At 66.1% G+C, this 14,424-nt stretch carries 13 protein-coding genes; 8 read left to right on the top strand and 5 right to left on the bottom strand.

Annotated elements, in window-relative coordinates:
- Positions 1 to 11 precede the first annotated feature (11 nt).
- The 7 genes from KSS95_RS05210 (at position 12) to KSS95_RS05240 (ending at position 6,266) form a co-directional block, all read left to right on the top strand.
- Positions 12 to 1,175, top strand: coding sequence for a phosphoglycerate kinase (locus KSS95_RS05210; RefSeq protein WP_217852237.1), 1,164 nt, complete (start codon positions 12 to 14; stop codon positions 1,173 to 1,175).
- 32 nt (positions 1,176 to 1,207) lie between these two features.
- A complete protein-coding gene (locus tag KSS95_RS05215) occupies positions 1,208 to 1,426 on the top strand; it encodes a hypothetical protein (RefSeq protein WP_217852239.1) in 219 nt (72 codons plus the stop codon).
- A gap of 154 nt (positions 1,427 to 1,580) precedes the next feature.
- Positions 1,581 to 1,910 (top strand): MliC family protein, encoded by a 330-nt coding sequence (locus KSS95_RS05220; protein ID WP_217852240.1) that lies wholly within the window; start codon positions 1,581 to 1,583, stop codon positions 1,908 to 1,910.
- Between the two features lie 100 nt (positions 1,911 to 2,010).
- Positions 2,011 to 3,075: a class II fructose-bisphosphate aldolase gene (fba, locus tag KSS95_RS05225; protein WP_011536013.1), complete on the top strand. Its 1,065-nt coding sequence runs from the start codon at positions 2,011 to 2,013 to the stop codon at positions 3,073 to 3,075.
- A gap of 216 nt (positions 3,076 to 3,291) precedes the next feature.
- Complete coding sequence (locus KSS95_RS05230; protein ID WP_217852242.1) at positions 3,292 to 5,409, top strand: putative bifunctional diguanylate cyclase/phosphodiesterase; 2,118 nt, start codon at positions 3,292 to 3,294, stop codon at positions 5,407 to 5,409.
- 39 nt (positions 5,410 to 5,448) lie between these two features.
- Positions 5,449 to 5,949, top strand: a complete 501-nt coding sequence (locus tag KSS95_RS05235; RefSeq protein WP_217852244.1) for a M48 metallopeptidase family protein — start codon at positions 5,449 to 5,451, stop codon at positions 5,947 to 5,949.
- A 14-nt stretch (positions 5,950 to 5,963) separates the two neighbouring features.
- Positions 5,964 to 6,266: a winged helix-turn-helix domain-containing protein gene (locus KSS95_RS05240; RefSeq protein ID WP_217852246.1), complete on the top strand. Its 303-nt coding sequence runs from the start codon at positions 5,964 to 5,966 to the stop codon at positions 6,264 to 6,266.
- Between the two features lie 80 nt (positions 6,267 to 6,346).
- On the opposite strand, the gene KSS95_RS05245 is transcribed toward KSS95_RS05240, so the two are convergent.
- Positions 6,347 to 6,799 carry a GNAT family N-acetyltransferase gene (locus KSS95_RS05245; RefSeq protein WP_217852248.1) on the bottom strand — a complete coding sequence of 151 codons (453 nt, stop codon included), beginning with the start codon at positions 6,797 to 6,799 and terminating at the stop codon, positions 6,347 to 6,349.
- A 208-nt stretch (positions 6,800 to 7,007) separates the two neighbouring features.
- Between KSS95_RS05245 and KSS95_RS05250 the strand changes: the two genes are divergently transcribed.
- Entirely contained in the window at positions 7,008 to 7,745 is a 738-nt protein-coding gene (locus tag KSS95_RS05250; protein ID WP_217852250.1) for a substrate-binding periplasmic protein, read from the top strand.
- Positions 7,746 to 7,790: 45 nt separating this feature from the next.
- On the opposite strand, the gene yccS is transcribed toward KSS95_RS05250, so the two are convergent.
- The 4 genes from yccS to mdtD all read right to left on the bottom strand — a co-directional run bounded on the left by yccS (position 7,791) and on the right by mdtD (position 14,378).
- Positions 7,791 to 9,974: a YccS family putative transporter gene (gene yccS / locus KSS95_RS05255; RefSeq protein WP_217852252.1), complete on the bottom strand. Its 2,184-nt coding sequence runs from the start codon at positions 9,972 to 9,974 to the stop codon at positions 7,791 to 7,793.
- A 211-nt stretch (positions 9,975 to 10,185) separates the two neighbouring features.
- Entirely contained in the window at positions 10,186 to 11,367 is a 1,182-nt protein-coding gene (locus KSS95_RS05260) for a BaiN/RdsA family NAD(P)/FAD-dependent oxidoreductase (protein ID WP_217852254.1), read from the bottom strand.
- A 135-nt stretch (positions 11,368 to 11,502) separates the two neighbouring features.
- The gene (gene dbpA / locus KSS95_RS05265; protein WP_437179601.1) at positions 11,503 to 12,840 is read right to left on the bottom strand and encodes an ATP-dependent RNA helicase DbpA; all 1,338 of its coding nucleotides are present in this window, start codon (positions 12,838 to 12,840) and stop codon (positions 11,503 to 11,505) included.
- Positions 12,841 to 12,950: 110 nt separating this feature from the next.
- Positions 12,951 to 14,378: a multidrug transporter subunit MdtD gene (mdtD, locus tag KSS95_RS05270; protein WP_217852257.1), complete on the bottom strand. Its 1,428-nt coding sequence runs from the start codon at positions 14,376 to 14,378 to the stop codon at positions 12,951 to 12,953.
- Between the last annotated feature and the right edge of the window lie 46 nt (positions 14,379 to 14,424).

Raw genomic sequence — 14,424 nt, forward strand, 5'->3', positions numbered from 1 at the left:
GGACTGCATTCATGACCGTGTTGAAGATGACCGACCTCGACCTGCAAGGTAAGCGCGTACTGATCCGCGAAGACCTCAACGTGCCTGTGAAGGACGGTGTGGTAACCAGCGACGCGCGTATCCTGGCAGCGCTGCCGACCATCAAGCTGGCCCTGGAAAAGGGCGCGGCGGTAATGGTCTGCTCGCACCTGGGCCGCCCGAGCGAAGGCGAATTCTCGGCCGAGAACAGCCTCAAGCCGGTCGCCGAGTACCTGAGCAAGGCCCTGGGCCGCGACGTGCCGCTGGTGGCCGACTACCTGGGCGGCGTCGAGCTCAAGGCCGGTGAGCTGGTGCTGTTCGAAAACGTGCGCTTCAACAAGGGCGAGAAGAAGAACGCCGACGAGCTGGCGCAGCAGTACGCCGCCCTGTGCGACGTGTTCGTCATGGACGCCTTCGGCACTGCCCACCGCGCCGAAGGTTCGACCCATGGTGTCGCCAAGTTCGCCAAGGTCGCTGCTGCCGGCCCGCTGCTGGCTGCCGAGCTGGACGCCCTGGGCAAGGCCCTGAAGGCCCCGGCCAAGCCGATGGCCGCCATCGTCGCCGGTTCCAAGGTGTCGACCAAGCTGGACGTGCTGAACAGCCTGAGCAGCGTCTGCGACCAGCTGATCGTCGGTGGCGGTATCGCCAACACCTTCCTCGCCGCTGCCGGCCACCCGGTGGGCAAGTCGCTGTACGAGCCTGACCTGGTCGAGACCGCCAAGGCCATCGCCGCCAAGGTCAGCGTGCCGCTGCCGGTGGACGTGGTGGTCGCCAAGGAATTCGCCGAGAGCGCCGCAGCCACCGTCAAGGCCATTGCCGACGTGGCGGCCGACGACATGATCCTGGACATCGGCCCGAAAACCGCCGAGCACTTCGCCGAGTTGCTGAAGACCTCGAAGACCATCCTGTGGAACGGCCCGGTCGGCGTGTTCGAGTTCGACCAGTTCGGCAACGGTACCAAGGTCCTGGCCAAGGCCATCGCCGACAGCGCCGCGTTCTCCATCGCCGGTGGTGGCGACACCCTGGCCGCCATCGACAAGTATGGTGTCGGTGCCGATATCTCCTACATTTCTACCGGTGGCGGCGCGTTCCTCGAGTTCGTCGAGGGCAAGGTTCTGCCCGCCGTGGCAATCCTGGAAGAACGGGCCAAGGCCTGAGTGTGACGGCGCCTGGCAAAGGGAGCGACCTGATGGTCAAGCAATTGCCTGTGATGATCGTGGCCGTGCTGCTGGGCGCTTGCTCCAGCAGCAAGGGCAGCGACGCCGATCCGGCGCAGCCGCCCAAGGGGGGCTGCTACCAGTCCCAGTGGCAGGCCGAGACGGTGCCGGTGATCAACAAGCGCCTGGGCCCGGATGGCCTGGAAAAGTACGACGACGAACACCAGCGCAAGGCGCCGGGCTGCCCTTGATCGGGGCATTGGCAACCTAACGCAGGTTTTGTGGTCTTGGACATTGGGGTCGCGTCGCGACCCATCGCCGGCCAGCCGGCTCCTACACGCGTTCCCTGTAGGAGCCGGCTGGCCGGCGATGGGCTGCACAGCAGCCCCCGACGAGGTTTAGCGGATGAAAGCGCTACTGGCCCTGTTGGCCTTGGCACCCCTGGCAGGCTGCTCGCTGTTGCAACCGGCCAAACCCGCCCCGGCGGATAACTGGACCCGCTGGGTCTGCGACAGCCAGGCCGAAGTGCTCTGGCGCTTCGCCGACGCACAGCAGGACGCGGTCGACGTGCGCCTTGGCGGCGCTGACCAGGTCTACCGGCTCAAGGCCGAGCCGGGCGCCTCGGGCGCGCTGTACAGCGATGGCATGCTGGCCTTCCACACCAAGGGCGAGGAAGGCCTGGTGTACTGGGTGGCGACCAACGATCTGATTGGGCGGGGCTGCAAGGCACCGTGACTGGCCGGGCCGCGCAGGTGGCCCACACTACTTGAACAGCAACCGCCCCTGCGGCAGGCTTGCATGAAACAAACGACGCTTGTCGGGAGAGAGATACACCATGGCACTCATTAGCATGCGCCAGATGCTGGACCACGCCGCCGAGTTCGGTTACGGCGTGCCGGCTTTCAACGTCAACAACCTCGAGCAGATGCGCGCCATCATGGAAGCCGCCGACAAGACCGACTCTCCGGTCATCGTCCAGGCTTCCGCCGGTGCCCGCAAGTACGCCGGTGCCCCGTTCCTGCGCCACCTGATCCTGGCGGCCATCGAAGAGTTCCCGCACATCCCGGTGTGCATGCACCAGGACCACGGCACCAGCCCTGACGTGTGCCAACGCTCCATCCAGCTGGGCTTCAGCTCGGTGATGATGGACGGCTCGCTGGGCGAAGACGGCAAGACCCCGACCGAATACGAGTACAACGTTCGCGTTACCCAGCAGACCGTTGCCATGGCCCACGCCTGCGGCGTTTCGGTAGAGGGCGAGCTGGGTTGCCTGGGTTCGCTGGAAACCGGCATGGCCGGTGAAGAAGACGGCATCGGCGCCGAAGGCGTGCTGGACCACAGCCAGATGCTGACCGACCCGGAAGAAGCCGCCGACTTCGTCAAGAAGACCCAGGTCGACGCCCTGGCCATCGCCATCGGCACCAGCCACGGCGCCTACAAGTTCACCAAGCCACCGACCGGTGACGTGCTGGCGATCGACCGCATCAAGGAAATCCACAAGCGCATCCCCAACACCCACCTGGTGATGCACGGCTCGTCCTCGGTGCCGCAAGAGTGGCTGGCGATCATCAACCAGTACGGTGGCGACATCAAGGAGACCTACGGTGTACCGGTCGAGGAAATCGTCGAAGGTATCAAGTACGGTGTACGCAAGGTCAACATCGACACCGACCTGCGCCTGGCTTCCACCGGCGCCATGCGTCGCCTGATGGCGCAGAACCCGAGCGAGTTCGACCCACGCAAGTTCTTCGGTGAAACCGTCAAGGCCATGCGTGACGTGTGCATCGCCCGCTACGAAGCCTTCGGCACCGCCGGCAACGCCTCGAAGATCAAGCCGATCTCCCTGGAAGGCATGTTCCAGCGCTACGCCAAGGGCGAACTGGCTGCCAAGATCAACTGATCCGGCAGCGCTCGAAAAAACCCGCAGAGATGCGGGTTTTTTTGTGCCTGGGCACCTGGGCGGTCGACGCCATCCAGCCCAGTTCTACCGTTAGTCGGCTAACAGCATCACACATGGCTTATAGCCATCTGCAGCCATTGCGTCTTTGCCCGCCGGGGCTAGAGTAACCATCGGATCCAATCGCAAGTCGCAGTCGGACTTACTCAGAGAAGCAACATGGATGGCGCTTATTCATATACCCCGGAAAGCAGTTCGGTGCTGCTGGTCGTAGACGACTACCCGGAGAACCTCATCAGCATGCGGGCCTTGCTGTCCCGCCAGGATTGGCAGGTCGTGACTGCCAGCTCAGGGATGGAAGCCCTGAGCGCCCTGCTCGAACACGACGTCGACCTGGTCCTGCTCGACGTGCAGATGCCCGAAATGGACGGTTTCGAGGTCGCCCGGCTGATGCGCGGCAGCCAGCGCACACGGCTGACGCCGATCATCTTCCTGACCGCCAACGAACAATCCGACGCCGCGGTGCTCAAGGGCTACGCCAGTGGCGCGGTGGACTACCTGTTCAAGCCCTTCGACCCGCAGATTCTCAAGCCCAAGGTCCAGGCCCTGCTGGAACAGCAGCGCAACCGGCGCATGCTGCAACGGCTGACCCGTGAGCTGGAGGCGGCGCGGGCGTTCAACGCCTCGATCCTGGAAAACGCCGCCGAGGGTATCCTGGTGGTGGACGAGGCGGGCACCATAGGTTTCGCCAACCCAGCCATCTCGCGGCTGCTCGATGCGCCTGTGGATAAACTGCAGGGTGCCCATGTGCTGGACCTGATCCAGTTGCCCTGCGCCAACCTGTGGCATGAGTCGGACTTCTACCAGGCCTACCTCGGGCGGCAGATTTTCCGCGTGCATGACGCCCAGTTGCGCACCCTGGCCGGGCAGCTGGTGCCGGTGGCGCTGTCCTGCGCGCCGTTGCCGGCCGAGCAGAAGGCCATGGTGGTGACGGTGCTGGACATGTCGGTGGTGCGCAGCCTGCACCAGCAGCTGGAATACCAGGCGGTGACCGACCCGCTGACCGGCCTGCTCAACCGTCGTGGCTTTTACCAGGCCGCCGAGAGCGCGTTGCTGCGCAGCGAACGCTCGGACAAGGCCCAGGCCCTGATGTACATGGACCTGGACGGCTTCAAGCGGATCAACGACCTGCTGGGCCATGATGCCGGTGACAAGGTGCTGCGCTGGGTCGCCGAGCAGCTCAAGGAGTGCCTGGGCAGCGAGGCGTTGCTGGCGCGCATGGGCGGCGACGAGTTCACCGCGCTGTTCGATGGCCTGCCGTACCCCGAGCAGGCCGGGCGCTACGCCGAGAAGTTGCTGGAGCGCATGTCGAGCTTTCAGCAGGTGGACGGGTTGGAGGTCAGCCTGGGGGTCAGTATCGGCATCGCCACCTACCCCGATTGCGGGGCCAATGTCGAAGGGCTGCTGCGCGCGGCGGATGCCGCGATGTACGCCGCCAAGCAGGCCGGGCGCCAGCAGTATCGCTTCTACGACCAGGAGCTCAACGGTCGCGCCCGCTCGCGGCTGATGCTCGAAGACAGCGTGCGCACCGCCATCGAGCAGAACGATTTCAGCCTGGTCTACCAACCCCAGGTGGCATTCGGCGATGGCCGGCTGCGGGGCTTCGAGGCGTTGCTGCGCTGGAAGCACCCGAGTGTCGGCGACGTGCCGCCAGGGCTGTTCATCCCATTGCTGGAGGAGGCCCGCCTGATCAACCGCCTGGCCAGCTGGATCTACCGCAAGGGCGCGGCCCAGCGCCGGCTCTGGGGCGAGCGCTTCGGCCCCGAGCTGGTGCTGGGCATCAGCCTCAGCCGCGCCCAGTTCACCATGCCTGGGCTGGTGGACGAATTGGCGCGGGTGATCGATGAGCAACAACTGCAACCTTCGCAGCTCGAGGTGGAGGTGGCCGAGACCTCGCTGATGTACAACATCGACGCGGCGGTGAAACAGGTGCACCGCCTGCGCGATCTGGGTATCCGCGTGGCACTGGACGACTTCGGCGCCGGCGACTGCTCGTTGCGCATGCTGCGCGACCTGCCCATCGACACCCTCAAGCTGGACCGTCATCTGGTGGCGCGCCTGCCGGGTTCGGCCACCGACATCGCCCTGGCGCGCAGTGTCATCGGCCTGTGCGCGGCCTATGGCATCACCGTGATCGCCGAAGGGGTGGAAACCCAGGCCCAGGCCGAATGGCTCAAGGACAACGGTTGCGCCTACGTGCAAGGCTTCCTGGTGGCGCGGCCGATGACCGCCGCGGATGCTGGCAACTTCCCGGCGGTTTTCCCATGGGCCTCGTGATTGGCTAAACTCGCGTCTCCTTGTGCCGACCCGCCTGCCATGACTGCCCTACGTTACCTGCAAGCCTACCCGCCCCACCTCCAGGAGCAGGTGCGTCAGATGATCGCCAGCGATCGCCTGGGCGACTACCTGCGCCAACGCTATCCCGAGGGGCATGGGGTGCAGAGCGACAAGGCGCTGTACAGCTATGCCCAGGAACTCAAGCAGGCGTACCTGCGCAGTGCGCCGCCGCTGGACAAGGTGCTGTTCGACAACCGCCTGGACTTGACCCACCGCGCCCTGGGCCTGAATACCGCGGTGTCGCGGGTGCAGGGTGGCAAGCTCAAGGCGAAGAAGGAAATCCGCATCGCCTCGCTGTTCAAGGAGGCGGCGCCGCAGTTTCTGCGCATGATCGTGGTGCATGAACTGGCGCACCTGAAGGAGCGCGACCACAACAAGGCGTTCTATCAGCTCTGCCAGCACATGGAACCGGACTACCATCAACTGGAATTCGACCTGCGCGTCTACCTGACCTATCGGGAGCTGCCGGGCAACACCTGAGGGACACGCACCCCATGACCACGGAAGTGAGCAAGACCCGCAGCAGCTTTTACCGCCGCCTGTACGTGGCCTGGCTGATCGACAGCCAGACCGCCACCAGCGTGCCGGCCTTGATGGAGGCCACCGGCATGCCGCGGCGCACCGCCCAGGACACCATCGCCGCCCTGGCCGACCTGGACATCGTCTGTGAGTTCGAACAGCAGGCCGGGGCGCGCAACCACGCCGGGCATTACCGGATCCGCGACTGGGGGGCGATCGACAAGCAGTGGATCATCCAGCACCTGCGCCAGATCAGGGATGTGCTGGGCTATCCGTGATTGCTGCGTGGTCGCGGTGGGGGCAACGGTCTTGCTGTAGGAGCGGCACAAGCCTTGAAGGTGACGCGCCCCCGGCGCTTTCAACCCTTGCGCATGCCGATATGAGGAATGTCGTCCTCCAGGTACTCCTCGCCCACCACCACGAAACCATGCCGGGCGTAGAACGCTTGCAGATGAGCCTGCGCGGACAAGTACACCGGTGTGCCGGGCCAGCAATGCTCGGCCGCCTCCAACCCCTTGAGCAGCAAGGGGTGCCCCAACTTCTGATCGCGCACCTCGGCGGCCGTCACCACCCGCCCGATGACCACCTCACCGCGCTGTGATTGCGGGTCGAGCAGGCGCAGGTAGGCCACCAGCCGCTCGCCGTCCCAGCCCATCAGGTGCAGGGTGTCGCCACGCAGGTCGAGCCCGTCGACCTCCTGGTAGGCGCAGCGCTGCTCGACCACGAACACCTCGGTGCGCAGTTGCAGGATGGCGTAGAGTTGTTCCTTGGTGAGGTCGGTATGGTGCTTGCAGATCCACTCGATAGGCATGGACAGGGACTCCTTGGGTTGACCGTCGATCATCGCAAATCCGGCCCGGGCCGACGAGGGCCAATGCTGCGTACCCGGTTCGGCCAAAATAGAGGCTAAATGACACTATCGTCCGCTGTCGCCAGGATGCGGCTTGTGTAATCTGCAAAGGTTGTTGCTAGAGATCGCCGTCACCAGCGTGGACCCCAAACTGCGAAAGGATTTGAGCATGCGGCCACTGCTTTGCGTTCTTGGGTTACTGGGACTGTTCTGCGTGGGGCCGGCCATGGCCCAGGGCAAGCTGCGGCTGGTGGCCGACAGCTGGCCGCCGTTCACCGACAGCGCAATGCCCGGCGGCGGCCTGGCCACCAGCATCGTCACCACGGCACTGAGCCGCGCCGGCTATGCCACCGAGTTCGAGGAAGTGCCCTGGGCTCGGGCGCTGATGGGCGTCGGCGAAGGGCGCTACGACGTGCTGATCAACGCCTGGTACAACGATGAGCGCAAGCTGATCGGCCTGTTCTCCGGCGCTTACCTGGTCAATCGCATTCGCCTGCTCAAGCGCCAGGGCGAGACGTTCGCCTATCAGCATCAGGCCGATCTGTATCCCTACAGCATCGCCGTGGTGCGCGATTACGCCTATTCCCCTGAATTCGACAGCGACGCGCGCCTGAACAAGGTGCCGGTGCGCAATTTCTCGTCGGCGGTGCGCATGCTGGCGGCCGGGCGGGTCAACCTGGCGGTGGAGGATGAGTATGTGGCCCGCTACAACTTGCAGCGCGAGCCGCAGCAGGTGCGTGAAGGCGTGGCATTCGTCGAGCCGCCGTTGGGGGAGAACAGCCTGCACATCCTGGTCAGCCTCAAGCACCCGCAGCACCAGAAGATCGTGGCGCGTTTCGAGAAGGCCATCGCCACGATGAAGGCCGATGGCAGTTACGCCCGGCTGCTGCGTCAACATGGCTTCTGAGCGTTGCGCGCGCTCGCCAGCAAGGCTGGCCCTTGCAGGGCGTGCTCAGCTGGCGGGGCTTTCCTTGATCAGGTGCCCGGCCAGTGTGCGCAATGGCCCCAACTGCCGGCAGATCAGCGCCAGTTGCGTCTGCACCAGCCGTTGATGCTCGTCCAGCTCCTCCGGCATCTGTTCCAGGGCGTTGGCCAGCGCTTCCTCGGCATCGCTGTGGATCGCCACCGGTAGCCGCGCCGCCAAGCCATTGGCGATCTCGTCGAGGCTCGACGCCAGGGTCTTCCCGGCGCCATCGAGCAACTGCTCGTGCACCTCTGCCGGCAGCGCGGTGTCGCGGTGTGCGCCCAACCCCGACAAATAGCTGAGCAGGGTGTGCGACAGCACCAGGAAGCGGAAGCCCACGTCGGCCTCCTTGCGGAAGTGCCCGGGCTCCATCAGCATGTTGGCCAGGGTGGTCGACAGCGCCGCATCGGCGTTGTGCGCGTTGCGTCGGGCCAGGCGGTAGGCGAGGTCGTCGCGCTTGCCGTGGGCGTACTGCTGCATGATCTGGCGCAGGTATTCGCTGGCGCAGGCCAGGGTGTTGGCCAATACCTTGTTGAGCCGGCGGCCTTGCCAGTCGGGCAGGAACAGGAACACCGCGAGGATGGCGATCAGGCTGCCGACCAGGGTATCGAACAGGCGTGGCAGGAACAGCCCGTAGCCATCGCCGATCTGGTTGAAGCAGAACAGCACCATCAGGGTGATCGCGGCGGTGGCCAGGGTGTAGCGGGTAGTGCGGTTGACGAAGAACACCACGCCGGCCACCACGGCGAATGCCGACTGCACCAGCGGGTTGGGGAACAGGTCGAACAGCGCCCAGCCCACGGTCAGGCCAACGGCGGTGCCGAAGATGCGCTGCACCAGCTTGCGCCGGGTCGCCCCGTAGTTGGGCTGGCAGACGAACAGCGTGGTGAGGATGATCCAGTAGCCCTGGGTGGGGTGGATCAGGTGCACCATGCCGTAGCCCACCGACAACGCCAGCGACAGGCGCAGGGCGTGGCGGAACAGCAGCGAGGTCGGCGTCAGCTGGGTGCGCAGGCGCTTCCACACGTCCTTGAGGGTGCGCGGCGAGCGATCGAGCAGGCTGCTGTCGCTGGCGTCGGCCAGGCTATCGGGGTTGCTCGCGGCGCTGAGCAGACGGTCCAGGGTCGACAGGTTGGCGGCCAGGGCGCGCAGCGAGCGCAGCAGGCCGCGCCAGGCCGGGTTGTGCTGGGTGCGCAGGTGCTCCAGCGAGGCGTTGAGGTCTTCCAGGGCTTCGGGGTAGCCGCTGGCCAGCACGAACGGCTGGCGCAGGCGGATCGAGCGGGCCAGCTCCTGGCACGACGCGCCCTGTTTGCGCAGCAGGCGCTGGCAACGGAACATCACGTCGCTGTGGAAGAAGGCGTCGGTCAGGGCGTTGTACGGATAGTGCGAGGCGCTCACCCGTTCATGGATGTCCTGGGCCAGGAAATACAGCTTGAGGTAGCGGCTGACCTTGGAGTTGGGCTGGCTGTTGCCGACCCGGTGCAGGATGATTTCCTTGGCGGCGTTGAGCGCCGCCACCACCTTGCCGTTCTGCCGGGCCAGCTCCAGGCGCGTGGCCTCGACGTCGAGGGTGCGCACCGGCTCGAACAGGCTGGCCTTGAGCTTGAGGTAGCTGCCCAGCTCGAAGAACAGCTTGGCCAGGCTCTGCTGTACCGGCTGGTTGGAGAACAGCGCCTGCCACAGCACCGACAGCAGCCCGTACCAGGCCGCGCCAGCCACCAGCAGCAAGGGTTCGTGCCAGAAGTCGCTGACCTGGCCACCGCGCTGGTCGACACCGATCATGGTGTACACCGAGAGGATCAGCGTGGCCGAGGCGATTGCCCCGTAGCGCTCGCCCAGGGCGCCGAGCATGGTCAGGCCGAAGGCCGCCAGGGCCAGGGCAACGGCGAAGATCCAGGGGTAGGGGAACAGCAACTCCACCGACAGCGCGGCGATGGCGAAGCACACCAGGGTCACGGCCAGGGCGCTGAGGCGGCCCTGCCAGCCGTCGTCGGTCTCGGCCAGGGCGCTGGCGATGATGCCGAGGAACAACGGGATCAGCAGGCTCATCTCGTTCTGGTACCAGCACCAGGCCATGCTGCCGGTCAGGGCGATGGTCACGCGGATGGCGTAGCTGAACTTGTCTTGGCCCCACAGGCGACGCAATGAATGGCGGAACGAGCTCGATGACATGATGGCCCTGGGCTGAGATCGGTTGAATAGCTTCGAGGCCGCTTGGGGCCGCTGTGCGGCCCTTTCGCGACACAAGGCCGCGCCTACAGGAGATCGCGTCCCTCTGTAGGCGCGGCCTTGTGTCGCGAAAGGGCTGCGCAGCAGCCCCAAAAAATGGCACTCCGAGCACAGACCAGCAAGAAGCGTTCCGTGCTGCTGAATGGATTCTACCTTAGACGAACTGCGCCGCCGCGTTGGCCGATGCCCAGGCCCACTGGAAGTTGAAGCCCCCCAGGTGGCCGCTGACATCCAGCACCTCGCCGATGAAGTACAGCCCCGGGCTTTTCAGCGATTCCATGGTCTTGGACGACACTTCGCGGGTGTCCACGCCACCGAGCGTGACCTCGGCGGTGCGATAGCCTTCGGTACCGGCCGGGACCACCTGCCAGGCCGACAGCTGCTCGGCGACCTGGGTCAATTCTGCCGGTGTGTACTGCTTCAGCGGTTTCGAAACGAACCACTGTTCGGCCAGCAGGTTGGCCAGCTTGCGGGTGAACACCTCGCCCAGCACGGTCTTCAGCTCGCTGTTGGGACGCTCGGCCTGCTGGCCTTGCAGCCACTCCAGCGCGTCGCGGTCGGGCAGCAGGTTGATCTCGACGGTGTCGCCGGCCTCCCAGAACGACGAGATCTGCAGGATCGCCGGGCCGCTCAGGCCGCGGTGGGTGAACAGCAGGTTTTCACGGAAGCTCGTGCCATTGCAGCTGGCGACGCAGTCCAGCGAAGTGCCCGACAGCTCGGTACACAGTGCCTTGAGCTGGGGCTCGGTGATGGTGAACGGCACCAGGCCGGCGCGGGTCGGCAGCAGTTCGTGGCCGAACTGGCGGGCCACCTGGTAGCCGAAGCCGCTGGCGCCAAGTGTGGGGATCGACAGGCCGCCGGTGGCGATCACCAGCGACTGGCAGGCGAATGGCCCGGCGCTGGTCTGCAGGGTGTAGCCGGCCTCGGTCTTTTCGATCTTGTCGATGCTGGTGTTCATGCGCAGCTCGGCGCCGGCCTGGTCGCATTCGGCCAGGAGCATGTCGAGGATGTCGCTGGACTTGTTGTCGCAGAACAGCTGGCCGAGCTTCTTCTCGTGGTACGGCACGCCGTGCTTGCCTACCAGCTCGATGAAGTCCCATTGGGTGTAGCGGGCCAGCGCCGACTTGCAGAAGTGCGGGTTGTGCGAGAGGAAGTTGGCGGGCTCGGTGTACAGGTTGGTGAAGTTGCAGCGCCCGCCGCCGGACATGAGGATCTTCTTGCCCGGCTTGTTGGCGTGGTCGAGCACCAGCACCCGGCGCCCGCGCTGGGCGCTGAGCAGGGCGCACATCAGGCCGGCGGCGCCGGCGCCGAGGATGATCACGTCGGTGGAATGCACGGTGTTACCTCTTCGGAATTGCCGGGGCTGCTGCGCAGCCCTTTCGCGACACAAGGCCGCTCCTACAGGAATATGCGATCCCCTGTAGGAGCGGCCTTGTGTCGCGAAAGGGGCGCGAAGCGACCCCAAAATAGGTCAGACGATACGGACTTTCAGGGCCCGGCCCTTGATCTTGCCGCTGTTCAGCCGCTGCATGGCCTGCTTGGCCACCGCCCGCTCCACCGCCACGAAGGCCACGAAGTCGAAGATGGCGATCTTGCCCACCTGCTTGCCCGGCAGCCCGGCATCGCCGGTCAGCGCCCCGAGGATGTCGCCCGGGCGCAGTTTGTCCTTGCGCCCGGCGCCGATGCACAGGGTGGTCATCGGCGGCAGCAGCGGCTCGCCGCCCTTGCTCTTGAGGTTGTCCAGCTGTTCCCAGCGCAGCGGCTTGTTCTGCAGGTCCTCGATGGCCTGGGCGCGGTGGCCCTCGGCCGGGGCCACCAGGCTGATCGCCACGCCCTTCTCGCCGGCGCGGCCGGTACGACCGACGCGGTGCACGTGGATCTCGGCGTCACGGGCCAGCTCGACGTTGATCACCAGGTCCAGGCCATCGATGTCCAGGCCGCGGGCGGCGACGTCGGTGGCCACCAGCACCGAGCTGCTGCGGTTGGCGAACAGGGTCAGCACCTGGTCGCGGTCGCGCTGCTCCAGGTCGCCGTGCAGGGCCTGGGCGACGATGCCCTTGGCGGTGAGGTGGGCGACCAGGTCCTCGCACTGCTGCTTGGTGAAGCAGAACGCCACGCAGGACTGCGGGCGGTAGTGGCCGAGCACGCGGGTCACCGCCTCCAGGCGCTGCTGCGGGTCGATCTCGATGAAACGCTGCTCGATCTGGCTATCGCTGTGCAGCGCCTCGACCTTGACTTGCTGCGGCTGGCGCATGAAGTCCTTGGCCAATTGCTCGATGCCAGCCGGGTAGGTGGCCGAGAACAGCAGGGTCTGGCGGCGCGATGGGGTCTTGCCGATGATCGCGGCGATGGCGTCGAAGAAGCCCATGTCGAGCATGCGGTCGGCCTCGTCGAGCACCAGGGTGTTGAGCCCGTCGAGCACCAGGGTGCCCTTGTCCAGGTGTTGCTGGATGCGCCCTGGGGTGCCGACGATGATATGCGCGCCGTGCTCCAGCGAGGCGATCTGCGGGCCCAGCGAAACGCCGCCGCACAGGGTGAGGATCTTGATGTTGTCCTCGGCGCGGGCCAGGCGGCGCAGTTCCTTGGCCACCTGGTCGGCCAGCTCCCGGGTTGGGCACAGCACCAGGGCCTGGCAGCCGAAGTAGCGCGGGTTGATCGGGTTGAGCAGGCCGATGCCGAAGGCCGCGGTCTTGCCGCTGCCGGTCTTGGCCTGGGCGATCAGGTCCTGGCCCTTGAGGATGACCGGCAGGCTCTGGGCCTGGATCGGCGTCATCGAGGCATAGCCCAGGGCGTCCAGGTTGGCCAGCATGGCGGCGGACAGCGGGAGGGTGGCAAAGGCGGTGGTTTCAACGGTCACGAGGCGGGCCTGCTGCGAAGCGAAAAATGCCGCACAGTCTACCAGCCTCATGGCCATTCGCCCTACGACTCGACGTGATGTTCCGGACGACGGGCGCGCCTTCCGTCTGTCGGCGCCAGTTGCAGGAAGATCGCCGCCGCCAGCATGGCCATTACGCCGATGGTGACGAAGGTCAGCTGGAACGCCCCCAGGGTGCTTTCTACGCCTTCGGCGCTGCCGGCGGCGGTGAAACCCCCGAGTAGTGCGCCGGCGCAGGCCACGCCCAGGCTCAGCGACAGTTGCGCGACCACCGACAGCAGGCTGTTGCCGCTGCTGGCGCTGGCGTCGTCCAGGTCGATCAGGGTCACGGTGTTCATCGCCGTGAACTGCATCGAGTTCACCGCCCCCAGTAGCGCCAATTGCACCAGCAGCACGGCATAGGGCGTCTGCCCGTCGACCAGGCCCAGGCTGGCCAGCAGGATGCCCAGCAGCAGGGTGTTGCCGGTGAGCACGATGCGGTAGCCCAGGCGCTCGATCAGCGGCCTGGCCACCGACTTGGCAAGCATCGCCGCCGCCGCCAGCGGGATCATGCTCATGCCGGCCTGGGCCGGCGAGTAACCCAGCGCCACCTGCAGCAGCAACGGCACCAGGAACGGCAGCGCGCCGCTGCCCAGGCGCGCGAACAGGTTGCCGAGAATGCCGATGGCGAAGGTGCGCACGCGAAACAGCTGCGGCGAGAACAGCGGCTCCGGGTCACGCCCGGCGCGCAGCCAGTAGGCGGCCAGGCAGGCCATGCCGGCGAACAGCAACAGCATCACCCGCAGGTGCGGCAGGTGCAGTTCGCCCAGGCCCTCCATGGCGATGGTGATCAGCACCATCGCCGCGCCGAACAGCAGGAAGCCGGGGGTATCGAAACGGGTGCGCTCGCTGCCGCGCAGGTCGGGGATGAACTTCCACACCGCGTAGCAGCCCAGGGCGCCCACCGGCAGGTTGAGCAGGAAGATCCAGTGCCAGGTGAGGATCTCCACCAGCCAGCCGCCCAGGGTCGGGCCGAGCAACGGGCCGAGCAGGCCGGGGATGGTGATGAAGCTCATGATCCGAACCAGTTCGCTGCGCGGGTAGGCGCGCAACACCACCAGGCGCCCGACCGGCAGCATCAGCGCGCCGCCCAGGCCTTGCACCACCCGGGCGAAGATCAGGAAACCGAGGCTGTTGGCCATGGCGCACAGCAGCGAGCCGAAGCTGAACAGCAGGATGGCGCAAAAGAAGATGCGCTTGGTGCCGAAGCGGTCGGCGATCCAGCCCGAGGCCGGGATCAGCAGGGCCACGGTGAGCATGTAGGCGATGATCACCCCCTGCATGCGCAGCGGGTCCTCGGCCAGCGAGCGCGCCATGGCCGGCAGCGCGGTGTTGAGGATGGTGCCGTCCAGCGACTGCATGAAGAAGGCGATGGCCACCACCCAGGGGATCCAGCGGGCGGTGACGGGGTCCAGCGGGGGGCGTTCGGGCATGGCTTGCTCTTCCGTCAGTGCCGGCCCTATCGCGGCTAAAGCCGCT

Origin of the sequence: Pseudomonas muyukensis (genome assembly GCF_019139535.1) — a bacterium.
In the GTDB taxonomy this organism is placed as follows: Bacteria; Pseudomonadota; Gammaproteobacteria; order Pseudomonadales; family Pseudomonadaceae; genus Aquipseudomonas; species Aquipseudomonas muyukensis.